A 24889-nucleotide genomic window follows, 5' to 3' on the forward strand; every position below is an offset into this window, starting at 1 on the left:
GAGTTTATGAAATTCAAACGCTCGCAAGTTGAAGATATTCATATTAACCTGACTCCAATGATTGACTGTTTACTGTTCATCTTGGTGTTTTTGTTGCTTTCGACCACATTTAACCAATTTAGCCGTATGAATTTAACTTTGCCAGATGCGCAAGGCGTACCACCAAAATCTTATGAACATAAAATTGAAGTCGTGGTAGATTCTTCAGGGCATTATTCTGTCAATGGTCAGGCACTTTCGACTAAGGAAGTGGCAGATTTAAGCACAGCAATTAAACAAATTTCTCAAGATCGACGTGATTTAATGTTTATCATTGCTGCAGATGCCAAAGCCACTCATCAAGATGTGATTCGAGTGATGGATGTCGCAGGACAACTTGGTTTCGTCAACATCAATATCAGTACGAAAGTCCCAACTCGAGGTTATTAGTGAAGAAGGATTTACAGGTCTATCGCCGTCTTCTGAGATATTTGCTCCCATTTTGGGGCTTGGCAATCTTGGTGATTATCGGTTTCGCCATTAATGCAGCCACAGAAGTATCTGTGGCAAAACTCTTGGAAAAAATTATTAATGCCATTCAGGAGCGTGACCAATCTTTCACCACACTATTTCCGCTATTAGTCATTGCACTGATGTTTTTCCGTGGTTTGGGAACTTTTATTGGCGGTTACTATACCGCAGTGATTTCACGTAATTTGGTATTCAATATCCGTCAGGAAGTCTTTGCTAAATTGCTGCGTTTACCTGCACAGTATTACTTAGATAATACCAGTGGGCATATTACGGCCAAAATTATGTATAACGTAGAACAGTTGACCGCTGCCTCTACGGAGTCCCTGCGTACTTTGGTACAGCAGGGTTTAATTACTTTGGGTTTGTTGGGGTATTTGCTGTACACCAACTGGCGTTTGACCTTATGTATTTTGGTGTTTGGTCCATTAATTGGTTTGCTGATTCGTAAAGCAGCAAAACGTATGCGCCGTTTGTCTATTCAGGTACAAGACACCATGGGTGATGTAAACCATGTGGTGCAAGAAACTGTAAATGGCAATTTGGTGGTGAAAGGCTTTGGTGGTCAAAGCTATGAACAAACCCGTTTTAAGGAAAACTCTTTAGAAAATTTACGTCGTGGTCTAAAGATGGTGGCTGTACAACAACTGAACAGCCCAGTTGTGCAGTTTATTATGTCGATTGCATTGGCCATTATTATTTGGATTGCATTACGACCTGAAATTTTGCGTGATATTTCAGCAGGTGAGTTTGTAGCATATATCACTGCGGCTGGTATGCTCAGTAAACCAATTAAAGCCTTGACCGATATTAATGAAAAATTACAGCGCGGTTTGGCTGCAGCACATTCAGTATTTGAACTGCTAGATATGTCTGAAGAAGATAATCAGGGCACGCTCACGCCAAACCTAAAGGGCAACCTACAGTTTAAGAATGTCAATTTGGTGTACTCAGATGGTCATCATGCTATTCATGACTTTAATCTAGATGTCAAAGCAGGTGAAACGGTCGCTTTAGTGGGGCGTTCTGGTGCAGGCAAGACTTCATTGGTCAATCTGTTGGTGCGTTTTCAGGAAGCATCCTCAGGGCAAATTTTATTTGATCAGCAAGATATTCGTGATATTGAGTTAAATAGCCTACGCTCACAAATCGCCATGGTTAATCAGCAAGTGGTGTTGTTTAACCGCACGGTACGAGAAAATATTGCCTATGGTCAGCTTGAAGGTGCTAGTGATGATGCCATTATTGCTGCAGCCAAAGCCGCCTATGCACATGATTTTATTATGGCTTTACCACAAGGCTATGACACACCATTGGGTGCGCAAGGATTGAACTTGTCAGGTGGTCAGCGACAACGTATTGCCATTGCCCGTGCTATTTTAAAAAATGCACCAATTTTAATTTTAGATGAAGCCACCAGTGCTTTAGATAATGAATCTGAATATTTTATTCAGCGTGCATTTGATGCAGCCATGCAAGACCGTACGACCATTGTCATTGCACACCGTTTATCTACCATTGAAAATGCTGACCGTATTGTGGTGATGGATCAGGGACGAATTCTAGAGCAAGGTACACATCAAGAGCTTATGATGCGAAAAGGTGCATACTTTCAGTTGCATCAACGTAATTTTGAGGAACACTAATTCATGTCTTTGGCACAATTCATTCAGGACGCTTGGCACAAACAAGCCAAATGGCTGGTTGTGCTTAGACCGTTGTCGATGTTGTATCGTGGCGTGAGTTTGTTGAATCAAAATTTATATCGTTCAGGTATTAAAAAGGCTTATACCGCACCCGTACCAGTCATGGTGATTGGTAACATTACTGTTGGCGGAAGCGGTAAAACCCCTTTGTTAATTCACTTGGTGAAATATCTGCAAAGCCTAAATATTCGTGTCGGTGTGATCAGTCGGGGCTATGGCGGCAAAGGTCCATTTCCAGCCTATGTTGGTATTGATGCAGATGTTGAGGCGGTAGGCGATGAGCCAACCTTGATTGTGCAATCAACAGGTGTGCCGATGGCTGTAGGGCCAAACCGTCAAAAAAGTATTGAGCTACTGCTTGAACAGCATGATTTAGACTTGATTATCAGTGATGATGGCTTGCAGCATTTGGCTTTAAACCGTCAACTGGAATGGATTGTTTTAGATAATAACCGAGGTTTAGGTAATGAGAAAATTTTGCCTGAAGGTTATTTGCGAGAACCAAAATCGCGTTTGGATGATGCTACTGTGATTGAACATGCAGCACAACCGCACTCGAACTTAAATATGCATCTCGCTGTGGCGGCACCGTATTTGTTGCATCCTGAACAAGAGCTAATTTTTGACCCGACCCAAAATTTTTATGCGGTGGTTGGTATTGGCTTTCCCCAACGGTTTTACACAACATTAGAGTCGATGGGGGTGACACAGTTTCAATGTCACGAATTTCCAGATCACCATGACTATGAAATTACCGATTTGCAGTTTGAAGACTCGCAACCGATCATTACCACAGAAAAAGATGCAGTGAAATTATTGGCGTTGTTAAAGCAATATCCAGATTTTCAGCGTGAAGTTTGGGTCGTGCCTGTAGAGGCCGTGTTGTCATCGGCCTGCTATGTCACCTTACATCAACAATTGAAACAATTAGGTTTAAACCTGCCTGAAGGAACATTATGAAGCACATTGTTATCCCTGCACGTTATGCCAGCTCACGTCTGCCAGGCAAACCTTTATTGGAAATTCATGGTCGTGCCATGATTCTACGTGTGGTCGATCAGGCTAAAAATGTGTCAGGTTTTGATGACTTGTGTGTGGCGACCGATGATGCGCGTATTGCTGAATTATGTCGTGCCGAAGGAGTTGATGTAGTGCTGACCTCGGCAGATCATCCTTCAGGTACAGACCGTTTAAGTGAAGTGGCACGTATAAAAGGTTGGGATGAAAACGATATTATTGTGAATGTGCAGGGCGATGAACCGCTTTTACCTGCACAGTTGGTGCAACAAGTGGCACAGTTACTTGAAGATCAACCTGAGTGCTCTATGTCTACACTGTGTGAGCCGATTCAGCAACTAGATGAATTCACTCGTGATAGCATTGTGAAAGTGGTCATGTCTAAACACAATCAGGCTTTGTATTTTAGTCGTGCCACAATCCCTTATGACCGTGATGGTGCAAAAGCAGCGGAAGCTCAATTGCATGCACATGCCTATCGTCATTTAGGTTTATATGCTTACCGTGTAGCATTGTTACAAGAATATGTGACTTGGGAAATGGGCACACTGGAAAAATTGGAAAGTTTAGAGCAGTTGCGTGTATTGGAAAATGGCCATCGTATTGCTATTGCTGTAGCAGAAGCGAATTTACCACCTGGCGTGGATACGCAGGCAGACTTAGACCGATTAAATGCAATGGATATTGCTCATTTTGAATAAGTGAATTGCCCACCATGCAGCATGATGTAATTGGACACGTTTATCCGTGGCAGCAACAAGTTTGGGAAAACCTGACTGGTCGATTTCCCCAAATGGGGCATGGTTTATTATTTTTTGGTAAGCAGGGTTGTGGTAAAGAAGCCTTTGCACAACAATTTGTGGCTTGGATTTTGTGCCAGCAGCGTGATGTGCAATCACAGCCTTGTGGTGAATGTAGTAGTTGTCAGTGGCTAAAATCAGATACACATCCAAATTATGTCTATATCAGCACCGATGAAGAGAATAAAAAACAAAACGCGAAAATTAAGATCGAGAAGATCCGTGATATATTACCTTTTGTCCAACAAACGGTAGATGGTTGGCGGGTAATTGTGATTGAACCTGCCGAAGCCTTAAATATTGCATCTTCCAATGCCTTGCTGAAAACCCTCGAAGAACCGGGTGATCGCATCGTGATTATTTTGCTGGCAGATCATTATCTTAAATTACCTGCAACCATTCGCAGTCGTTTACAGCATTTTGCTTTAGACCGTATTGATTCAGTGCAAGCCACAGCATATTTGCAGCAGCATTTACCTGATTTGGATGTAACTAAGCAAAAATTGTTGATGAATCTGTCCAACCACATGCCATTGCAGGCTTTAGTGTTGGCAGAGGCGGCATGGCTTGAGCAACGTACAGATTTTCTTAAAGACTGGTATCGATTGGTCACTCAAAAGAATATGCCAATGGCAATTGCAACAAAATGGAACAAAGCGCTGAGCTTTACTGATTTTAGTCAGATGTTTGAATACTTGTTGTGTGATTTAATTTGTGTCAAGCTAAATCAAAGCATTAAAAATTTGGATTTAAGCACCGCTTTGCAGCATTTGGCTGAACAATATGACTTGGAAAGTTTATTTGGCTTATATGCAGAATTACAGCAAGCCAAGCCAATGCTTGAGCAAAACGTGCAAAGTAATTTGGTGCTTGATCAATTATGCATTAAGTTAATGAATATTTAAGGGGAACATCATGCAACCACGTATGGGTGGTATTATTCAGGCCAATATTCCTGATGTCGAAACGCTATATTTAAGTTATATGCCATACGTTGTAGGCGGTGGCTTATTTGTACCCTCAAAACAACCTGTAAAAATGGGCGAAGAAATTTTTGTACTCGCGACTTTACCTGAGCAATCACAAAAAATTCCCCTAACAGGCAAAGTGATTTGGATTTCCCAAAAGCAAAATGGTATCAAATTGCAGGGCTTTGGTATTCAGCTCAGTGGTGAAAAAGGTGTTTATTACAAATCAGAAGCTGAAAGAATCCTTGCGGGGCTTAAGTCTGACAACCGTACAAGTTACACTATGTAGGTAGTTTGCTTTTAGGAAAAAATCGTGTTTGTAGATACACATTGTCATTTAACCATGTTGGATTTAAGCCCTTATGATGGTGACTTAGATGCAGCAATTGCACAGGCACGTCTCGCAGGTGTCTCTAAAATAATGGGTATCTCGGTTGAGTTAGACGATCATATCGTCTTGGCTGCAATTGCAGCTCGTCATGCTGATGTAGGTTATAGCGTTGGGGTACATCCCTGTGAAAATGCAGAAAATATGGCACGAGCTACCACAGAGCAACTGATAGCTTTGGCACAAGCAGACAAAGTCTGGGCTTTGGGCGAAACAGGTCTAGACTATTTTCACAGTACCGATTTTGTTGCGGAGCAAAAAGCCTGTTTTGCGCGCCATATTCATGCCTCGCAAGCTGTGAAGAAACCAGTTGTAGTGCATACCCGCGCTGCCAAGCAAGATACGGTGGATATTATCCGTGCTGAAAAATCGACCCATGGCGTTTTGCATTGCTTTACTGAAGATTGGGCAACAGCCAAAGCGGTGCTAGATTGCGGTTATTATGTGTCATTTTCGGGCATTGTTTCTTTTAAAAATGCACAAGATTTACGTGATGTGGCCAAACAAGTGCCTTTAGATCGTGTGCTTATTGAAACAGACAGCCCATATTTGGCACCTGTGCCATATCGCGGTAAGACAAATGAGCCAAAATACGTTCCGTATGTAGCCAAAGCCCTAAGTGATGTATATGATAAGTCCTTAGAGGAAATGGCTTTCATAACAACACAAAACTTTGAAAACCTGCTCAAAGGACATTAATTTACACGCTGGATGTGTGTAAATGTGGCGCATGTCCACGTGAGATATGAAAAATTTTAATTGATAGAATAGTGAAAAGAGAGTTTATCGGGTGAAGATGGATCGTCAGGCTCAGTTTCGAGCAAGAGAAACGTTAATTTTCCAAGTAGCAGAGCAATTGCTTTTGGAAAATGGTGAAGCAGGAATGACCCTTGATGCTTTGGCAGCAGAACTGGATTTGGCCAAAGGGACTCTATATAAACACTTTCAAAGTAAAGATGAGTTGTATATGTTGCTCATTATTCGTAATGAGCGCATGTTGCTAGAAATGATTAAAGATGCTGAAAAGCAGTTTCCAGAACATTTAGCATTTTTTATGCTGCATCACTTGCATCATCCTGAGCGCACTGTGCTTTTTCATCAAATCGAAGAACGTCTTTCTACCACAGGTGTCGGAATTGGATTGTTGTTCAGTGAGCTGTATCAAGTCCGTAAAAGCCGATTACGCATCATTATCCGTATGACTGAACAATATTTAGAATCTATTCATAGTCACATGGAAGTACGTGATTATTTGGCTTCCATTTGGGCATTGACGCATGGTGCTGCAGCCATTTTAAACTCAAGTTTCTATCAGCGTTATTTAGGTTCGCGGGATACTTTACGTGTGGCCTATATCGATCAAGCGTTGGCGATGCCCAAACAAGCACAATCTTTCGAGCAATTGAATTAATACGCTATGAACACACCACTATCTTCGGTTCGCGGTTTTACGCTCATTGAATTGATGGTGGTGATAGTCATTATGGCGATTATGGCATCGCTGGTTTTAATGAATATCGGTGGTGTTGATCAGCGTAAAGCCATGCAGGCGCGGGAAGTGTTTTTATTGGATTTGCGTACACTGAATCGTGAAGCCAATGATCAAGCGCGTATTTTTGCACTCAATTTGCATCAAGCAACCGATGTTTCAGCTGCGCGTTATGATGTGTTGGAATATCAGCCTTATGCCACAGAACAACAATTAAGCCTGCAAAATAATCAAAAATGGCAAAACTATGGCGAATTTAAAAGCAGAACGTTGCCTGAACAAGTTTCTATCCAAATTTTATCTTTAGAACAAAGCTATCCGAATGCTAACAACAGTGAGTTGCTGCAAGGTAATGCACCCGCACTGATTTGGCTGGGCAATGGTGAAGCCAAACCTGTGCGTATTCAGTTCTATTTAGAACAGCGTCCTGTAGGTGCGGAAATAGAGGTCGATCATTTAGGAAAAATCCATGAAAGCTAAAGGATTTACACTACTTGAAGTTATGGTGGCTTTGGCAATTTTTGCAACAGCAGCTATGGCAATGACCAAAGTGGCGATGCAATATACCCAATCCACCGCCAATGCAATTTTAAGAACCAAAGCACAATTTGTGGCTTTGAATGAAGTGGCTTTGATGGAAATGAATCGGCAATGGTTAAGTGGAACAGAGTCAAAGCAAGTGACACAACAGGGCGAAACATGGCAAATTGACAAGTCCACACAGCCAACCATTAGTCCGAATGTGCAACGTGTCGATCTTCAAATCAGTTTATATAATCAAGACACAGGACAAGTTGAAGCAGGAGTGACTTCTTTGGTGTTTTTTAATGCCCGTGAGCAGCAATCATGAGTACAAAGAAAGGCTTCACTTTAGTTGAGTTGCTAGTCGCTATTGCAATTTTTGCAGTGCTGTCTGCTTTGGGTTGGAAAGTATTTGATTATCTCGCCAAAGTCAAAGATCGCAATGCGATGCATGAAGCCAATTTAGAGCAGTTGCAAGAAAGCTATCAACAAATATTACGTGACACGATGCAGGCTGTTCCATTAACGGCCAATGTCAAAGGGCAGCAACAACCTGCTTTGGTTTTACAAAATGGACGTTTTAATTTCAGTAAAACTGGTGTGACCGATCCCTTGCAGCAGGGTATTTCACCCCATGAGCGCGTAGAATATCAATATCGTGCCGATGAAAAAAAATTGTATCGTTTAAAATATCGTAATTTGCATCAAACGGGCAATGATCAGCCTGAGTCGAGCGTGATGTTGGATGAAGTTGAAGCCTTTGAGATTATGGTATTGAATCCAAATGAATTAAGTAGTTGGCCTGAAAGCAATATTGATCCTCAGCAAACTGAACAATTAAGGCTACTCCCGAAAGGAATAAAAATAAATTTAACCGTGCGTGACGTGCAATACGAATGGATATTTAGCTTATTGCAGACTGATTTTTTAAAGAAGAAAGACAATTAAAGGCACAGTGGCAATGTATTCAAAATCGACTCAGCGCTTAGGTAGCATCATCAAATCACAACAAGGCATCGCCTTGATTACGATTTTGATGTTGGTTGCCTTAGCTACGATTTTGGCAGCGACCATTGCCAAGCGGCAAATGTACACCAGTGAAAATACCGCGTATTTGATGCGTCAAAATCAGGCATTGTTATATGCCAAAAGTGCCGAAGTATTTTTTGCAGAATTACTGCAAGATGATGCTGAAAATGCTGGTCAAGTTGATCATTTACAAGAGAACTGGGCAAAACCGATGCCGCCATTTCCAGTCGAAGATGGTTATGTATCGGGCGTATTGCAAGATGAGTCGGGGAAATTTAATTTAAATAGTTTGCTGACAACCGAAGATCAAGTGAACGAAAAAGCAAAAAAATATTTTGAAAAGCTGTTGCAGCGTGTTGGGCTACCTGCTCAATTAAGTGAAGCCGTGATTGACTGGCAAGATGCAGATGATGAGCCGAGTGGTGCAATGGGTGCAGAGTCGAGTTATTACCAAGGTTTAGCAATTCCTTATTTACCGCCCAATAGCTTATTTCACAGCGCAGAAGAATTAAAACAAGTCCGTGGTTTTGAAGGTACGAAGTATCAGCAAATTGCGCCTTATGTGAGTGCCTTGCCAAAACGAGATACCACTATCAATATTAATACCGCACCTGCTTTAGTTTTGGCGAGCTTTGATGAAAAATTGGATGTGGTTGCTGTGCAAAATCTACTTGATCGTCGTAATGCCAATTTAGAGCACTTTAGCAATGTAAATGCTTTGTGGGAGTTAGATGGCTTTCAAGCTGTCGATAGCGCGATACGCAATGAATTTACAAGTTTATTGGGTGTGCAATCCCATTATTTTAAAGCCAAAATTGAAGTGGTATTGGGCGAGCGCAAACGTCAATTTAGCAGTGATTTGGTGCGTAGCGAAAAATCTGTCAATGTCAGTGGACGAAGTCTGGCGCCATTTTAAGTATTAGCATTAACCTTGACTTAGTTGCTGTTATTCGGATGCAAATGCATTGCATATCTGTACTGAAACTGATCATTACGATTTTTGTCTGGCAATCTGCGGGCTAAAATTGGCTTATTGTTCACGTTTTGCATTATAATTAAAAAGAATATCCCCCAAATATTTTGATGACGTTAAGACCCATGTTAATTCGAAAGTTATTTAAGTTTGAAAATGCGCATATTGTGCGTAATTGCACTTCAGACCGCTGTAAGCGCTCGATTCATGGTCATAGCTATAAAGTAGAATTATTACTGAAAGCTTCAAAACTTGATCATGGACAAATGGTGTATGACTTTGGTTTGCTTAAAGGTGTAATCAAAGAATTATTTGATGCTTTTGATCATGCCATTTGTTTTTGGGAGCAGGACGATCCTGCATATATTCAAGCCTGCAAAACGTTCAGCGCACGTTGGGTTTCTTTACCAGTATCGCCATCGGCAGAGCAGTTTTCACGTATTTTCTTTTATTTGGCACAGCAAGTTTTGGCATCGACCATCACACAAAATGGGGAGGGTGATGTAGAGGTCTATTCTGTAATTGTGCATGAAACCGATACTGGCTATGCACAAAGCTTTTTGGAAGATATTGAAAATGCGCAGATGGGATTGCTGAGTCTGGATCAAATTCATTTCTCTGAGCAAGTACAGACAGAGTGGTCAGACCCACAAATGTATGAAAAATTAAAACAGGGGATGACATTCCAAAACCCGAATGTCGAGTTACAAGTTAAACTTTAAATCACATCATTAGACATCAACAAGGATTGATAGCGGTATGTCTTTTACTGAGCAGCAATATGCGAGCTTAAATAAAGTTCAGTTAGATGAGAGTTGGAAATACAATCTAGCTGAATTTTTATTGAGTCCACAAATGGATGCGCTACGCGGTTTTTTGTTGCAGGAAAAACAACAGAATAAGGTGATTTATCCACCAAGTTCACTGATATTTAATGCTTTAAATACCACGCCTTTAAATCAGGTGAAAGTCGTGATTATTGGGCAAGACCCTTATCATGGACCTAATCAGGCACATGGACTTAGTTTTTCTGTACAAAGAGGGGTTGCATTGCCACCATCTTTGCGTAATATTTTCCATGAGTTACATACAGATTTAGGTGTGCCTATTCCAAGACACGGTGATTTAACGCATTGGGCAGAGCAAGGGGTATTGCTGCTCAACAGCGTGTTAACGGTAGAAGCAGGACAACCAACCTCGCACCAAAAGCAGGGTTGGGAAGATTTTACAGATCATGTGATTGATGTGTTAAATCAACAACGTGAGCATATTGTGTTTATTTTGTGGGGCGCGTATGCACAACGTAAAGGACAACGTATAGATCCAAATAAACATCTGATTTTGAAGGCAGCGCATCCATCCCCATTGGCAGCAAACCGCGGTGGTTTTTTTGGATGTAAAGTATTTTCAAAATCAAATAATTATCTTAAACAAAATGGCATTGAGCCTATAGACTGGCAGCTGGACGCATGACACATTCTCCCATTTCTAAAGAATATCATCCGGATTTAATTGTCGAAGAAGCAAATAACGGTTGGCGCATTGTACGTTTGAATCGCCCAAAATCTTTGCATGCTTTAGATGAATCTATTGTTTCTGCATTATTGGCAGTATTTGAAGACTTTCATACCGATGATAGCGTAAAAGCAATTTGGCTAGATTCGACCACACCAAAAGCATTTTGTGCAGGCGGTGATGTGCGTAAATTACGTCAGCTTGTCATTAATGATGAGGTTGCAACTGCCAATAAATTCTTTGAGCAAGAATATGCGTTGGACTTGTTGCTACATAACTATGCCAAGCCTGTTTTAGTGTGGGGTGAAGGTTATGTCATGGGTGGTGGCTTAGGTCTATTTATGGCTGCACCATTCCGTTTGGTGACACCGTATTCACGTTTAGCTATGCCAGAAATTAACATTGGTTTATACCCAGATGTAGGGGCAACTCGTTTCTTGGCTGACCGTGGTGCGATTGGCTTGTTCACAGGTTTAACGGGTTCAATTATGACTGCTGCAGGTGCGTATGGTATTGGTTGGGCAACCCATATTTGTGATGCACAACGCGCTTCTGTATTAGAAAAAGTCATTAATATTGACTGGAATCATTACCCTGCAGGTGACTTCCGTGCCATTGATGATACCTTGAACAGCATGCACCGTCCTGTAGGGCCTGGGCCGCTACAGAATTCTTTGGATGTGATTCAAAGCGTGTGCCGTGGTGTGAGTTTTGAAAGTGATTATGAATCCATCATTGGTCTAAGCGATGCACGTAGCGATTGGTTACGTCAAGCCAGTGAAAACTTGCAAAAAGGTTCACCAACCACAGCAGCTTTAACGTGGTTACTATGGCAATGGGGTAAGAAGGTTCACGCTTGGAATGAAGTGTTTGAACTGGAAACGCAAATTTCAGACTGGAAAATTCGCCACGCAGATTTTGTCGAAGGTGTGCGCGCACGTTTGGTCGATAAAGACCTTGCACCAGCTTGGCAGCAAAATGGGCCAGTGCAGCTCAAAACCATTTTTGCAGACAATCCACCTGTGACGAGCATTGAAAGCTGGAATGAGTTATTGAAACAATACGAGATTATTTAATTCGTATTGATTTTTACTCATATTTAAATGTCAGAACAGAACTATAGTGATGAAGACTGGATGCAGCTTGCCTATGCGCAGGCTGCTTTGGCTGCAGCACAGGGGGAAATTCCTGTGGGGGCTGTCATCGTTAGTCAAAATCAAGTGATTGGCGCGGGTTATAACGCGCCTATTTCCTTACACGACGCAACCGCACATGCCGAAATTGTGGCAATCCGTGCAGCATGTGATCATATTCAAAATTATCGTTTACCTGAAGATGCCACGCTTTATGTCACACTGGAGCCTTGTACCATGTGTGTGGGTGCGCTCATTCATGCGCGAATCAAACGTGTGGTATTTGGAGCAACTGAACCCAAAGCTGGCTCATTGATCAGTGCTAGAAAGCTTTTAGAGTCAGGCTATTACAATCATATTTTTGAGTATCAATCAGGTTGTTTAGAGCAGCAATGTTCAGCCCAGTTGAGTGATTTTTTTAAGATGCGCCGTGCGCAAAAGAAACAACAAAAGCAGCAATAGTTGATAAATGACCTCCATGATCAAAACCAGTTCTGAGTTCTAGGCTTGATTTGCGTTAAACTAAATCAAACACAACATAGCATTCATCATCAGGGCAAACCATGCACGCTATTCAAATTAAAAAAGAATTTAATGCGCCAGTTGCGCAAGTATTTGAATTACTTTCTAAACATGCAACTTATAATATTGCATTTGCACCAATGCAAGTGGTGCGCATTAAAGACTCTGCTGACCCTGAACGTCCAGATGGTGTAGGTTCGGTGCGTCGTATGGGGATTGGGCCAATTAAACCTTTGCAAGAGCAAATTACCGTGCTTGAACCGAATCAGCGGATTGAATATAAAATCATTAAAAATCCATTGATCAAACATCATTTGGGTACAATTGAATTTCAGCAAGTGGCAGATCACAAAACCTTGGTCACGTATAGCATTGAGCTACAAGCGCGAGTTCCGTTTGTGAGCAAAGCTATTCTTGCGCAGTTGAAAACTGCAATTAAAATTGGTTTATCCAAACTCGCAAAATCTCTCTAATCATTTCGGAAACAGCATGACGGTTCAAATTATTACCATTGATGGCCCTAGCGGTTCAGGTAAAGGCACACTCGCGGCAAAATTGGCAGCATATTATCAGTTTCATTTACTCGACTCTGGTGCGTTGTATCGTTTGTTGGGTTTGGCGTTACATAAGCAGAATTTGCTAGATCAACTTGATACTGAACTGAGTCAATGCGTTGCCATTGCAACACAGCTCAATATTCAATTTGTGACCCAGCCAGATGGCACACAAGTGTTGCTTGATGGTGAAGATGTCACGCAAACCATACGTACCGAACGTGTGGGGGAATATGCCTCAAAAGTTGCGGCAGTACCTGAATTGCGCACAGCATTACTTGCACGTCAGCATGCCTTTGCCCAAGCACCAGGCTTGGTTGCAGATGGACGCGATATGGCGACCAGTATTTTCCCAAATGCGCAGGCTAAAATTTATTTAACTGCTTCGGCAGAGTCACGTGCACAAAGACGAGTAAAACAGTTGCAGGGTATGGGGCTGGATGCTAAAATAAGCGACATTTTAGCGAATATACAGGCTCGCGACAAACGAGACATGGAGCGCACAGTTGCTCCGCTCAAGCCCGCAGAAGATGCTTACATCATTGATAGTTCTGAGTTGAACATTGATGAAGTGTTTGCATTAATGACGGCTTATGTCGATCAGAAGCTTGCTATTTGCCGCGCTTAACCGCGTGAAATAAACCTATTCAGCGAACGCATAGCTTGATCAGTTCTATACGGACTATGTAGACGCTTAACTAAACCGGCCTTGTCTGATCCAAGACCGCTGACTTTATCAGGTATATCATGACCGAATCTTTTGCAGCCCTCTTTGAAGAAAGCGAATTAAACCTCAACGTTGAAAAGGGTGCTGTCATCCAAGGCGTTGTAGTAAGCATCGACTCTGACTGGGTAACAGTTGATACTGGCCTTAAATCAGAAGGCGTTGTTGACCGCGCTGAATTCTTAAACGAACAACGCGAACTTGAAGTTCAAGTTGGTGACACCGTTGATGTTGTTGTTGAAGCACTTGACAACGGTATGGGCCAAACTGTTTTATCACGTGAAAAAGCGAAACGTGCTGAAACTTGGACTAAACTTGAAAAAATCTTTGAAGACGGCGAAATCGTTACTGGTGTTATCTCTGGTAAAGTTAAAGGCGGTTTCACTGTAGACATCGGTCCAGTTCGTGCGTTCTTACCAGGTTCTTTGGTAGACACTCGTCCTATCCGTGACACAACTCACCTTGAAGGTAAAGAGTTAGAGTTCAAAGTTATCAAACTTGATGCTAAACGTAACAACGTTGTTGTATCTCGTCGTGCAGTTATGGAAGCTGAATCTTCAGCTGACCGTGAAGCGCTTCTTGCTCAGCTTGAAGAAGGTCAAACTGTTACTGGTACGATTAAGAACCTTACTGACTACGGTGCATTCGTTGACCTTGGCGGTATTGACGGTCTTCTTCACATCACTGACATGGCTTGGAAACGTATCAAGCATCCATCAGAAGTGGTTGAAGTGGGTCAAGAAGTTACTGTTAAAGTACTTAAATTTGACAAAGAGCGTAACCGCGTATCTTTAGGTCTTAAGCAATTAGGCGAAGATCCATGGTTAGCGATCATGAGCCGTTATCCTAAAGGTTCTATCGTTAAAGCTCGCGTAACAAACTTAACTGACTACGGCTGTTTCGCAGAAATCGCTGAAGGCGTTGAAGGTTTAGTACACGTTTCAGAAATGGACCACACTAACAAAAACATCCACCCATCTAAAGTTGTTCAGATTGGTGACGAAGTTGACGTTATGGTTCTTGAAGTGGACGAAGAGCGTCGTCGTATTTCTCTTGGTATCAAACAAACTCGTGCTAACCCATGGGAAGAGTTTGCTAAGAACCACGACAAAGGTGAAAAAGTTTCAGGTACAATCAAGTCAATCACTGACTTCGGTATCTTCATCGGTTTACCAGGCGGTATCGATGGCCTAGTTCACTTGTCTGACATTTCTTGGAACGAGCAAGGCGAAGAAGCTATTCGTCGTTACAAGAAAGGTGACACTGTTGAAGCGGTTATCCTTTCTGTAGACGCTGAAGGCAACCGTATCAGCCTTGGTATCAAGCAATTGAACAGCGATCCATTCAACGATTTCTTAGCTGCTAACGAACGTGGTGCTTTGGTTAAAGGTACTGTAACTGCTGTTGATGCTCGTGGCGCAACTGTTAAGTTAGCTGACGAAGTTGAAGCAACACTTAAAGCATCTGAAATCAACCGTGATCGCGTTGAAGATGCAACTAAGTTCTTGGAAGTTGGTCAAGAAGTTGAAGCGAAAATCATCAACGTAGACCGTAAATCTCGCTCTATCAACTTGTCTATCAAAGCGAAAGACGAAGCTGAAGAGAAAGAAGCTGTTGCTAACTTGAAAACTGCAACTAGCGGTCAAGACAATGGTCCTAAGACAATTGGTGACTTGATCAAAGCTCAAATGGGCAACTAAGTTGCGGGTAAACTGTATGGTTAATGTAAATTAGCACATACTTTTTACACAAATACTGTAAACGGTAGCGTAGTATTCAATTATTACGCTACCGTTTTGTATTTAAACAGGTTATTATCAGTTTAGGTAAAAGTAGCTTGATAATTAAAGAGGTCGCAGATGACTACTGAAGCACTTAATAAGTCTGATTTGATAGAACGAATTGCTTTGAAAAATCCACATTTGGCTGAGCCATTGGTGGAAGAAGCTGTGAAGATCATGATTGATCAAATGATTGCATCACTATCGGCAGATAACCGAATTGAAATTCGTGGATTCGGTAGTTTTGCATTGCATCACCGTGAACCACGTGTAGGTCGTAACCCAAAAACAGGTAAGTCTGTAGAAGTTGCGGCTAAAGCTGTACCGCACTTTAAACCGGGTAAAGCACTACGTGATGCAGTAAACGAGTCTGTAAATAAATAAAATTCCTAGGGGTGTTTATGCGTTACGTTCTAGTCGCTATTTTAGTTATTCTATTTGGATATTCTCTGGCATTGGTTTTGCAAAACGGCACTGAACTTTCAGTTGACCTGTTATTTACTCAAGTGCCTGCAATGCGTTTGGGTCTATTGCTACTGATTACATTGGCACTTGGTTTGGTGCTAGGGTTATTGTTGGGCGTGCAGGTTTTCCGTGTATTCCAAAATAGTTGGGAAATTAAGCGACTACGTAAAGATATTGAATACCTACGCAAAGAGCAAATTCATGCAGCTCAACTGGCTGCTTCTGAAGCTGCTGCGCATACTCGTCATGAAAAAACGGTATTAGATGTGCATACTGAAGATCGTTCTTCTAATGCACTTTAATTTGCTCTGTTGAGCGAATTGATCATCAACACCTCAAGGTTATCTTGGGGTGTTTTTTTATGTGTGCCTTTGACGAATGGCTGATTATCGCTGCGATGGGGGATAAGCTGTCTTTTTGACTATCTGCTTGGCACGAATCACTTTATAATAGCGACTCTTTGTCAAATCCATAGGTAATTCTCTTGAGTATCATTGTTGCCCTCGATGCTAAAAGCCAATATGACGCCTTAACCATTGCAGAACAATTAGACCCTGCATTATGTCGAGTAAAAGTTGGTAAAGAGTTATTTACCCATGAAGGTCCTGCAGTCGTGAAAGCCTTGCATGACAAAGGTTTTGAGGTTTTTCTAGATTTGAAATTTCACGATATTCCAAATACAACGGCTCAGGCTGTATGTGCTGCAGCAGATTTAGGCGTATGGATGGTCAACGTGCATGCCTCAGGTGGTCGTAAAATGATGGAAACCTGTGTGGAGCGTTTAAAAGCAGGGAATTATCAGACTCAACTGATTGCAGTGACTGTACTAACCTCTATGGGGCGTGAAGATTTAAAAGATTTAGGTTTAGATATTGAGCCTTTTGAGCAAGTTCAGCGTTTAGCTAAACTCACTCAAGAAAGTGGTTTAGATGGTGTGGTGTGTTCTGCGCAAGAAGCCAAAATGTTGCGTGAAATCTTAGGGCAGGATTTTGCCTTAGTAACTCCAGGGATTCGTCCTGAAGGCTCAAATGCCGATGATCAAAAACGTATTGTGACTCCCAAACAAGCTATGCTGGATGGTTCTACGCATTTGGTGATTGGTCGTCCAATTACAAAATCTGAAAATCCACGTCAGACTTTGAAAGATATTTTAGCGACGCTTTAATTTTACTATCGCTGACTCTCTAAAAGGGAGATAAGCCCTCTCTCTAACTCTCGCCTAAATAGAGCGCAAACCCTCTCTCCAACTCTCTCCCAGAGGGAGAGAGGACAATTGTTGATTCTTTTTAAATAGCAGCCAATACACTTACAGCAATGGGTGCAAGGATTGACAATACAAATCCACTGACCATGGCATGTGGAATAAAATCGTTGCCACAGGCTTGTTTTACCATGGGCAAAGTGACGTCCATGGCAGTTGCGCCTGCGGCAGAAATTGCAGCACGTGGATAACGCCATCCCAAAATATACATCAGCAATATCGCAAAAATCTCTCTGAATAAATCATTCATTAACGCAATACTACCCAATTCGGCATTGCGAAGTTCCGACACCACAATCCCGCTCATGGAATAAAATCCATAACCTTGTGAGAGCATAAGCAAATCTTGTAGAGCGATGGGGAGCCAAAGTGCGCAAAGTAGTACCCCTGCAACTGAACCGAAAATACAGCCTACGGGCACCATTAAAATTTTCCAATTCAGCCAAGAACGATCTAAAGGCGAATAAGCGAGATCGAGTCCAATCATCCACATAAACAGCAACAGTAAATACCAAGTGTTGATCTGAACTTGGAAATCCATAGCACTAAAAAGTAGATGCAGCACGTAGCCTGCCAAAAGTGCAAAAAAGGCATAACTGATGTTGATGCAGGATTGAATCAACAACTGTAATGAAACTTTGCCTTGCGTTGCTTGCAGCCCCAAACCTTTGTAAAGCAAATAACAACACAGAAAAGCACCAATTGATGTAGCAAATGCAATCTGTAAAGCTGTAGATAGAATATGCGATGGCTGCTGTAGTGAACCGAGCGTTTGTGAAAATTCCATCGCAATTGCAATTAGCAGGATATAGCTAAAATATGGAAGCAGTTGAAACGCAATTTTTTCGATTATTCGAGGGAGGCGTTTTGCCAGTACAAAGCCTAGACATAAACAGCAGAGTAATTGGAAAATCAGCCAAAGAGATTGCATGAGATCAACAGGTGGGAGATAGATAAAAACCTGTTGATTATGCCAGTTTGCTTTTAAAAGCGGAAATTTATGCCGCTTTACTGATTAATCTGAAATCACTCGGATGCAGCGACTTGGTTTTTAGCCAATATTTCCAAGTATAGGTTGGCCAAAGTGCAAAGTTTTTTCCACCATCTTGTTGATACCAACTTACACAGCCAGATTGCCAAACCGTGTTATTTAGCATGTCTTGCACATCGTGGTTAAATTGATCTTGTACTTGATCTTTTACTACAATTGCATTGCTCTGTGATTGTGCCACCAAATCCATCATTTGCAGAATGTAATCGACTTGCGATTCGATCATAAAAATAACCGAGTTATGCGCCAAAACTGTATTTGGCCCAAGCAACTGAAACAGGTTCGGAAAACCTTTGTGGCTAATGCCGTAATAGCTTTCTGCGCCATCTTTCCATGCCTGTTTTAATTCAACGCCATGTTCACCAATGCAGCTAAATGGCTGTAGATAGATACGCGGATCGGTAATAAAGCCTGTGCCATAAATCAGACAATCAATTTTTCGCATTTTACCATCTTTGGTGATGATGCTGTCTGCAGTCAATTCCTGTATTGCATCAGTCACTAATTCGACGTTGTCACGGTTAAAAGTTGGGAAGTATTTATTGGACACTAAAATACGTTTACATCCCATAATGTAGTCAGGCGTGAGTTTTTGTGCCAATTGTTTGTCTTTGACCTGAAAACGAATAAAGGCTTCTGCCAGTTTTTGGGTATATTTCATCACGCTAGGTTGCATGATTGGAATTGCACGTGATTCATTCGAGCAATACAAACGCGCACGATGCAATTTTCTAAACCAGTCTGCTTGTTTAAACAGTTTTTTCTCAATATTCAGATATTTGCGTTCATCTCGTGGAATGACCCATGCAGCTGTACGTTGCATGACATATAACTGTTTAACTTGAGGTGCAATTTCAGGAATGTATTGAATCGCGCTGCCGCCTGTGCCAATAGATGCCACAACTTTGCTATTTAAGTTGTATTGATGATCCCATTGAGACGAGTGAAAAACCTTGCCCTGAAACTTTTCAATGCCTTTAATGTGCGGGATTTGTGGCACATGCAGTGGGCCAGAAGCAAAGACTAAATATTGGCAACTCAATTGTCTGCCATCTTTTAACGCAACATGCCATACACAGTCTTTTTCATGGTATTCGGTATGCACCACTTCGCTGTTAAATTGGCAATATTCACGCAGATTAAATTGTTGCACCACATCTTGAATATATTGAAAAATTTCTGGTGCTTCGGCATAGCGTTTTGACCAGTCAGTTTTGGGTGCAAATGACAATGAATACAGATGCGACTGCACATCACAAGCCGCACCAGGGTATTGATTTTCACGCCAAGTACCACCCACTTCATCAGACTTTTCTAAAATCACAAAGTTATGAATATTGCGTTGTAGTAAACGAATCGCCATGGCTAATCCGCCAAAGCCTGCACCAATAATTGCGACTTGATAATACGCTGCTGCATCCTGCATGAAGATATCCTTATATTTATTTTGTTTGATTTGAGTTTGTTTGAGTCAGGATAGAATAAGCCAGCATGCGGTAACATGATCGTGCTGACATAAAAATTGATATTTTCGGCAATTTCTATCTGTGGACGAATCGGGTAAAAAGGATATTCCGTTTCGCACTGTTCATTTTATGAAAAGATCCATACTTGGCTTAATGTATTTAATACAAGGCATGCGTAAAGCAGGCGTTGATGTCGATGCAAAATTGCAAAGTATCGGCTTGCGTGCAGATGCGCTAGATACCAGTTCAATCATTCATCCGAGTTTGGAATGGGATATTCTAAAAGTGATTGGTGAAGATGTAGAACCTGAAATGGGGCTGTTTATTGGACAGCATTATGCTTTGGCAGGTTATGGTCCTTTATTGATGTTATTGGTGACCAGTCCAGATATTGCCACTGCATTAGAAAAAGGGATTCAATATCAGGGATTGACGCATTTAAGCGGGAAACTAAGTTTACAACATAGCACGCGACATATTGCATTGTGTTATCAACCCAATGATTTACATAGTAGTTTAGGTGTATTACGTGCGCAGTGTGAAATTTCAGGCACATTCAAATTTATTCAAGACCTATATAAAATGATGGGGATGAGTGCGCCACGTATTCGCATAGAATTGCCATTTGTACAGCCGCAGCAAAGTGAAGTTTTGCAAACTTTTTATGATTATTACGGTCAAGATATTATTTTTAATCAATCACAAGCAGCATTTTGGTTTGATGATGCAGTTCTCACAGCACGTATTCCCTCTGCCGATGCAGTCACTTTTAGCAGTTATGAAGCCAAGTGTGTGATTGAGTTAGAGCGACTTAAACTTGAAGATGATGCGCCTTCGGTAGTGCAGCGCGTAAAAGATTATTTGGAGTTACAACAGGGCAGTATGCCGAGCATGGCAGAAACAGCACATGCTTTGCAAATTCCTGAACGGACATTGCGCCATCAACTGCAACAACTGAACACCAGTTATAAACAAATTCGTGAAGATCTCATCAAAGATAAAGCATTGCGATTAATTGAATATCAGGAATATTCAATTGAAATGATTGCAGAGTTACTTGGTTATTCAGAACCCGCAGCATTTAATCATGCCTTTAAGCGGTGGTTTGGACAAAGTCCACGCCAATATACAAAATAGCCTAAGTATTTTTGCAAACTATGCCAAAGTGCTATATCTCGTGATTCGATCTTCGTTATAATCTATTTGCCCAAATAAGTACTGATGAATATGTCTGATTTTAATTCGCCACAAACCACAGCCTTTACTCCATTATCGCCTGCGGAGCGTTATGCACAAGCGTTAGCCTCTGGACAATTTATGCCAGATGATGCGCAGGCGCAGGCTGTACACGAACTTGAGCGTGTGTGGCAGGAATTAATTCAACGCTATAAAGCATCAAAAAAAGCGTTCCGCCGTTTCCGCCGCCAAACAGCACCACAGGGTGTTTATATGTGGGGTGGTGTAGGTCGTGGTAAAACATGGCTCATGGATCAGTTTTACGACTCGATTCCATTTAGACGTAAAACACGTATGCACTTTCACCACTTTATGCAGCATGTGCATCGTGAACTGAACAAACTTTCAGGGCAGCGTAACCCGCTCGATTCTGTTGCAGACCAAATTTATAAAGATGCAGTGGTGATTTGTTTCGATGAATTTTTCGTATCTAACGTGACTGATGCGATGATTCTGAGTGACTTGTTCCAAAAATTATTCCATCGTGGCATTACTTTGGTGGCAACATCTAACATCGCCCCAGACGGTTTATATAAAAATGGTATCCATCGAGATCGTTTTATTCCAACCATTGAAATGGTCAAAAAACATTGCCAAGTGCTAAATGTCGATGCTGGTGTAGATTATCGCTTACGTGTTTTGAAACAGGCGCAATTATTTAAATCGCCTTTAACGCATGATAATCAAAACTGGATGGCACAGCGTTTCAGTGCTTTGAGTAATACACAACATTATTCTTCTGAGCCAATTATTATCAACCAACGTATTGTTGAAACAATTGCGCATACTGAAGATGTGTTGTGGTGTGAATTTTCAGAACTGTGCTTTAAACCGCGTAGTCCTGCAGACTTTATTGAAATTGCCAACATCTACAACACGGTTTTGGTGAGCAATGTACCGCATTTAACAGACTTCTTGTCTGAAGGAACACGTCGTTTTATTTATTTGGTCGATGAATTTTATGATCGTGGTGTCAAGTTATTACTGACTTCTGAAGATTCGATTATTGAAATTTATCAGGGCGAAAAACTGGCATTTGAAATTGAACGCACACGTTCACGTTTATTGGAAATGCAGTCTGATGATTACTTAAATGAAGAACATCGACAGATACAGGCCACCGAAGCCAAACATCAAATCAGTTGATCTTTTAAGCGCCTAGAACTAGGCGCTTTTTTATGATAGAAAAGATGTGACTGTTGGTTTTATCGACATTTTGTCATAAACATGGCTTAATCTTGAAGGGTTGCAATAAGACTGACGCCGATTTTTACAACAAAATCTGAACTTAAGTCTAATTTCGACATTTCAAAAACTTTATACACTGTAAAAGTGTATTTAGATGAGTAATAGTGTCGTGTTTCTGATCAGGATTTATGATGATTGTTGTCATTCATCTTGTAATAAATGATCGTTATTTTGAAATGTGATAATACTATTCAGCTAAATATAAATCAGTATACTAGAATCTCTTGTATAAAAAGTAGCAATATCAGGAAAGACAATGACTGCACGTATTCAAAAAGGCAAGTTAGCGATTGCTAAAGAACTTTACGATTTCATCGAAAATGAAGCATTACCAGGTTCTGGTTTGGACAGTGATACATACTGGAAAAACTTTGAGCAAGTCGTTGTCGATCTTAGCCCTAAGAACAAAACATTACTCGCAAAGCGTGATGAGCTTCAGGCTAAAATTGATGAATGGCACCGCAATAATACATTTGAATTAGAAGCTTACAAAGCTTTCTTGACTGAAATTGGCTACTTATTACCAGAAGTAGAAGATTTTCAAATTACCACCGAAAATGTTGATGAAGAAATCGCATTATTGGCTGGTCCACAGCTCGTAGTACCTGTACGTAACGCACGTTATTGCTTGAACGCAGCAAACGCACGTTGGGGTTCGTTATATGACGCACTTTACGGTTTTGACGTTATTTCTGAAGAAAATGGCGCAGAAAAAGGTAAAGGCTACAACCCAGTTCGTGGTGAAAAAGTAATTGCATTCGCGAAAAACTTCTTAAATGAAACTTTCCCATTGGCGCAAGGTTCACATGCCGACGCGACTCAATATGCTGTAGAAGCAAACAAACTTGTTGTTCGCCTAAAAGATGGTTCTACAACAACTGTTGCGGATAGCTCTAAATTCGTTGGTTACAATGGCGAAGCTTCTGCACCAACTGAAATCGTACTGAAAAATAACGGCCTGCACGCAATCATCCAGATTGATGCAAACAGCCCAATTGGACAGACAGATGCAGCTGGCGTGAAAGATGTTGTGCTTGAAGCGGCTGTAACGACGATTCAAGACTTGGAAGACTCTGTTGCAGCAGTTGATGCTGAAGAAAAAGTTGAAGGCTACCGTAACTGGTTAGGCTTGATGAAAGGTACGCTTGAAGAGTCTATCGAGAAAAATGGCAAGACCATTACCCGTAAACTAAATGCTGACCGCACCTTCAAAAATGTTGAAGGCGGTGAGACCAAGGTTCATGGCCGTTCATTGATGCTGCTTCGTAACGTGGGTCACTTGATGACAAACCCGGCGATCCTTGTAGATGGCGAAGAAATTTATGAAGGCATCATGGATGCATTGGTCACTCCATTGCTTTCTGTGGCTGATATCCGTGGTGAGAACACGATCAAGAACTCACGTACCGGTTCTATGTATATCGTTAAGCCAAAAATGCACGGTCCAGAAGAAGTAGCATTTGCGGTTGAGCTGTTTGAACGTGCTGAACAAGCGCTTGGCTTACCTGCTAAAACCCTGAAAATCGGTATCATGGATGAAGAGCGTCGTACCTCTGTTAACCTGAAAAACTGTATTGCTCAGGCGAAAGACCGTACCATCTTTATTAACACCGGTTTCATGGATCGTACAGGTGATGAAATCCATACCTTCATGGAAGCAGGTCCATTTGTTCGTAAAGGCGAAATCAAAGGCCAAAAATGGTTCCCAGCTTACGAAAACCGTAACGTCATGGTAGGTCTACAAACAGGTCTACGTGGTAAAGCACAGATTGGTAAAGGCATGTGGCCAAAACCAGACATGCTGTTAGACATGTACAAAACCAAGACTGAACATCCTGAAGCAGGCGCAAGCTGTGCATGGGTTCCGTCTCCAACAGGTGCAGTGATTCACGCGATTCACTACCATCAAATTAATGTAGCAAACCGTCAGCAAGAATTGCTTGCAACTGAAGCATTGCCTTTAGATGATTTGTTAACTCCACCTCTTGCAACTGATACCAACTGGTCTGAAGAAGAGAAACTAAAAGAACTGGAAAATAACTGCCAAGGTATCTTGGGTTATGTCGTTCGTTGGGTTGATCTGGGTGTAGGTTGTTCTAAAGTTCCAGACATCAATGATGTGGGCCTGATGGAAGACCGTGCAACTTTACGTATTTCTTCTCAGCACGTTGCCAACTGGTTACGTCACGGAATTGTAACGCGTGAACAGGTTGAAGAAGTAATGCAGCGCATGGCGAAAATTGTAGATCAACAAAATGCTGATGATCCACTATACACGCCTATGTCTAACGACTTTGCTAATAACATTGCATTCCAAGCTGCATCTGACTTGATCTTCAAAGGTGGCGAGCAACCTTCTGGTTACACAGAGCCACTTTTACACGCAGCGCGTTTAAAGTTAAAAGGTTATACAGGTGATTAATCCTTTAGGATTTGATTTACTGATTGTGTAATACAAACAAATGAGCCTCTTCGGAGGCTTTTTTGTTGCCTGTATTTTGCTTATGGTTTTTTGAAAATTTTACAGCTGA

General features: G+C 41.5%; 27 protein-coding genes. 25 read left to right on the top strand and 2 right to left on the bottom strand.

Annotated features, from left to right (window positions below; translation table 11 throughout):
* The first annotated feature begins 6 nt into the window (after window positions 1-6).
* The 22 genes from FTU71_RS07165 (at window position 7) to pyrF (ending at window position 17261) form a co-directional block, all read left to right on the top strand.
* A complete protein-coding gene (locus FTU71_RS07165) occupies window positions 7-429 on the top strand; it encodes a biopolymer transporter ExbD (RefSeq protein ID WP_004976812.1) in 423 nt (140 codons plus the stop codon).
* Window positions 429-2156: a lipid A export permease/ATP-binding protein MsbA gene (msbA, locus tag FTU71_RS07170; protein WP_179993819.1), complete on the top strand. Its 1728-nt coding sequence runs from the start codon at window positions 429-431 to the stop codon at window positions 2154-2156. The genes FTU71_RS07165 and msbA overlap by 1 nt, the downstream gene beginning before the upstream one ends.
* Window positions 2157-2159: 3 nt before the next feature.
* Entirely contained in the window at window positions 2160-3176 is a 1017-nt protein-coding gene (lpxK, locus tag FTU71_RS07175) for a tetraacyldisaccharide 4'-kinase (RefSeq protein WP_179993821.1), read from the top strand.
* Window positions 3173-3934, top strand: a complete 762-nt coding sequence (kdsB, locus tag FTU71_RS07180; RefSeq protein WP_179993823.1) for a 3-deoxy-manno-octulosonate cytidylyltransferase — start codon at window positions 3173-3175, stop codon at window positions 3932-3934. Before lpxK ends, kdsB begins: the two co-directional genes overlap by 4 nt.
* Before the next feature lie 14 nt (window positions 3935-3948).
* Entirely contained in the window at window positions 3949-4938 is a 990-nt protein-coding gene (locus FTU71_RS07185; RefSeq protein ID WP_179993825.1) for a DNA polymerase III subunit delta' C-terminal domain-containing protein, read from the top strand.
* A 10-nt stretch (window positions 4939-4948) separates the two neighbouring features.
* Entirely contained in the window at window positions 4949-5290 is a 342-nt protein-coding gene (locus FTU71_RS07190; protein WP_179993836.1) for a PilZ domain-containing protein, read from the top strand.
* Window positions 5291-5314: 24 nt separating this feature from the next.
* Window positions 5315-6088 (top strand): TatD family hydrolase, encoded by a 774-nt coding sequence (locus FTU71_RS07195; RefSeq protein WP_179993838.1) that lies wholly within the window; start codon window positions 5315-5317, stop codon window positions 6086-6088.
* Window positions 6089-6185: 97 nt separating this feature from the next.
* Window positions 6186-6800 (top strand): TetR/AcrR family transcriptional regulator, encoded by a 615-nt coding sequence (locus tag FTU71_RS07200; protein WP_179993840.1) that lies wholly within the window; start codon window positions 6186-6188, stop codon window positions 6798-6800.
* A 6-nt stretch (window positions 6801-6806) separates the two neighbouring features.
* Window positions 6807-7358: a Tfp pilus assembly protein FimT/FimU gene (locus FTU71_RS07205; RefSeq protein ID WP_180005929.1), complete on the top strand. Its 552-nt coding sequence runs from the start codon at window positions 6807-6809 to the stop codon at window positions 7356-7358.
* Window positions 7348-7728 (top strand): type II secretion system minor pseudopilin GspI, encoded by a 381-nt coding sequence (gene gspI / locus FTU71_RS07210; protein WP_004976793.1) that lies wholly within the window; start codon window positions 7348-7350, stop codon window positions 7726-7728. The genes FTU71_RS07205 and gspI overlap by 11 nt, the downstream gene beginning before the upstream one ends.
* On the top strand, window positions 7725-8348 hold the full coding sequence (gspJ, locus tag FTU71_RS07215) for a type II secretion system minor pseudopilin GspJ (RefSeq protein WP_178318415.1): 624 nt from the start codon (window positions 7725-7727) through the stop codon (window positions 8346-8348). Before gspI ends, gspJ begins: the two co-directional genes overlap by 4 nt.
* A 13-nt stretch (window positions 8349-8361) precedes the next feature.
* A complete protein-coding gene (gene gspK / locus FTU71_RS07220; RefSeq protein ID WP_179993843.1) occupies window positions 8362-9345 on the top strand; it encodes a type II secretion system minor pseudopilin GspK in 984 nt (327 codons plus the stop codon).
* A 182-nt stretch (window positions 9346-9527) separates the two neighbouring features.
* A complete protein-coding gene (locus FTU71_RS07225) occupies window positions 9528-10124 on the top strand; it encodes a 6-carboxytetrahydropterin synthase (RefSeq protein WP_104851897.1) in 597 nt (198 codons plus the stop codon).
* Window positions 10125-10161: 37 nt separating this feature from the next.
* Complete coding sequence (gene ung, locus FTU71_RS07230) at window positions 10162-10875, top strand: uracil-DNA glycosylase (RefSeq protein WP_104851898.1); 714 nt, start codon at window positions 10162-10164, stop codon at window positions 10873-10875.
* A complete protein-coding gene (locus tag FTU71_RS07235) occupies window positions 10872-11993 on the top strand; it encodes an enoyl-CoA hydratase/isomerase family protein (protein WP_004976784.1) in 1122 nt (373 codons plus the stop codon). The genes ung and FTU71_RS07235 overlap by 4 nt, the downstream gene beginning before the upstream one ends.
* 27 nt (window positions 11994-12020) lie before the next feature.
* Window positions 12021-12512 (top strand): tRNA adenosine(34) deaminase TadA, encoded by a 492-nt coding sequence (gene tadA, locus FTU71_RS07240; protein ID WP_004976782.1) that lies wholly within the window; start codon window positions 12021-12023, stop codon window positions 12510-12512.
* A gap of 101 nt (window positions 12513-12613) precedes the next feature.
* A complete protein-coding gene (locus FTU71_RS07245; protein WP_019836521.1) occupies window positions 12614-13045 on the top strand; it encodes an SRPBCC family protein in 432 nt (143 codons plus the stop codon).
* 16 nt (window positions 13046-13061) lie between these two features.
* Window positions 13062-13754, top strand: a complete 693-nt coding sequence (gene cmk, locus FTU71_RS07250) for a (d)CMP kinase (protein WP_154320795.1) — start codon at window positions 13062-13064, stop codon at window positions 13752-13754.
* Window positions 13755-13873: 119 nt separating this feature from the next.
* The gene (gene rpsA / locus FTU71_RS07255; RefSeq protein ID WP_004976774.1) at window positions 13874-15550 is read left to right on the top strand and encodes a 30S ribosomal protein S1; all 1677 of its coding nucleotides are present in this window, start codon (window positions 13874-13876) and stop codon (window positions 15548-15550) included.
* Between the two features lie 159 nt (window positions 15551-15709).
* Window positions 15710-16015: an integration host factor subunit beta gene (locus FTU71_RS07260; protein ID WP_004976773.1), complete on the top strand. Its 306-nt coding sequence runs from the start codon at window positions 15710-15712 to the stop codon at window positions 16013-16015.
* A gap of 17 nt (window positions 16016-16032) precedes the next feature.
* Entirely contained in the window at window positions 16033-16398 is a 366-nt protein-coding gene (locus tag FTU71_RS07265) for a lipopolysaccharide assembly protein LapA domain-containing protein (protein ID WP_179993845.1), read from the top strand.
* A gap of 182 nt (window positions 16399-16580) precedes the next feature.
* Window positions 16581-17261 (top strand): orotidine-5'-phosphate decarboxylase, encoded by a 681-nt coding sequence (pyrF, locus tag FTU71_RS07270; RefSeq protein ID WP_019836519.1) that lies wholly within the window; start codon window positions 16581-16583, stop codon window positions 17259-17261.
* A 121-nt stretch (window positions 17262-17382) separates the two neighbouring features.
* Here the strand turns inward: pyrF and FTU71_RS07275 are convergent, their stop codons facing one another.
* Together FTU71_RS07275 and FTU71_RS07280 are read right to left on the bottom strand one after the other, a co-directional pair.
* Complete coding sequence (locus FTU71_RS07275) at window positions 17383-18288, bottom strand: lysine exporter LysO family protein (protein ID WP_004976767.1); 906 nt, start codon at window positions 18286-18288, stop codon at window positions 17383-17385.
* Between the two features lie 67 nt (window positions 18289-18355).
* Entirely contained in the window at window positions 18356-19834 is a 1479-nt protein-coding gene (locus tag FTU71_RS07280; RefSeq protein ID WP_180111755.1) for an NAD(P)/FAD-dependent oxidoreductase, read from the bottom strand.
* Window positions 19835-20003: 169 nt separating this feature from the next.
* On the opposite strand from FTU71_RS07280, the gene FTU71_RS07285 reads away from it, so the two are divergent.
* The 3 genes from FTU71_RS07285 (at window position 20004) to FTU71_RS07295 (ending at window position 24780) form a co-directional block, all read left to right on the top strand.
* On the top strand, window positions 20004-21011 hold the full coding sequence (locus FTU71_RS07285; protein ID WP_179993846.1) for an AraC family transcriptional regulator: 1008 nt from the start codon (window positions 20004-20006) through the stop codon (window positions 21009-21011).
* 90 nt (window positions 21012-21101) lie between these two features.
* Window positions 21102-22256 (top strand): cell division protein ZapE, encoded by a 1155-nt coding sequence (gene zapE / locus FTU71_RS07290; RefSeq protein WP_004976758.1) that lies wholly within the window; start codon window positions 21102-21104, stop codon window positions 22254-22256.
* 358 nt (window positions 22257-22614) lie between these two features.
* Window positions 22615-24780 carry a malate synthase G gene (locus FTU71_RS07295; protein WP_096901411.1) on the top strand — a complete coding sequence of 722 codons (2166 nt, stop codon included), beginning with the start codon at window positions 22615-22617 and terminating at the stop codon, window positions 24778-24780.
* Window positions 24781-24889 lie beyond the last annotated feature (109 nt).

The sequence above is a fragment of the Acinetobacter sp. YH12136 genome (assembly GCF_013418545.1).
Lineage (GTDB): Bacteria > Pseudomonadota > Gammaproteobacteria > Pseudomonadales > Moraxellaceae > Acinetobacter > Acinetobacter towneri.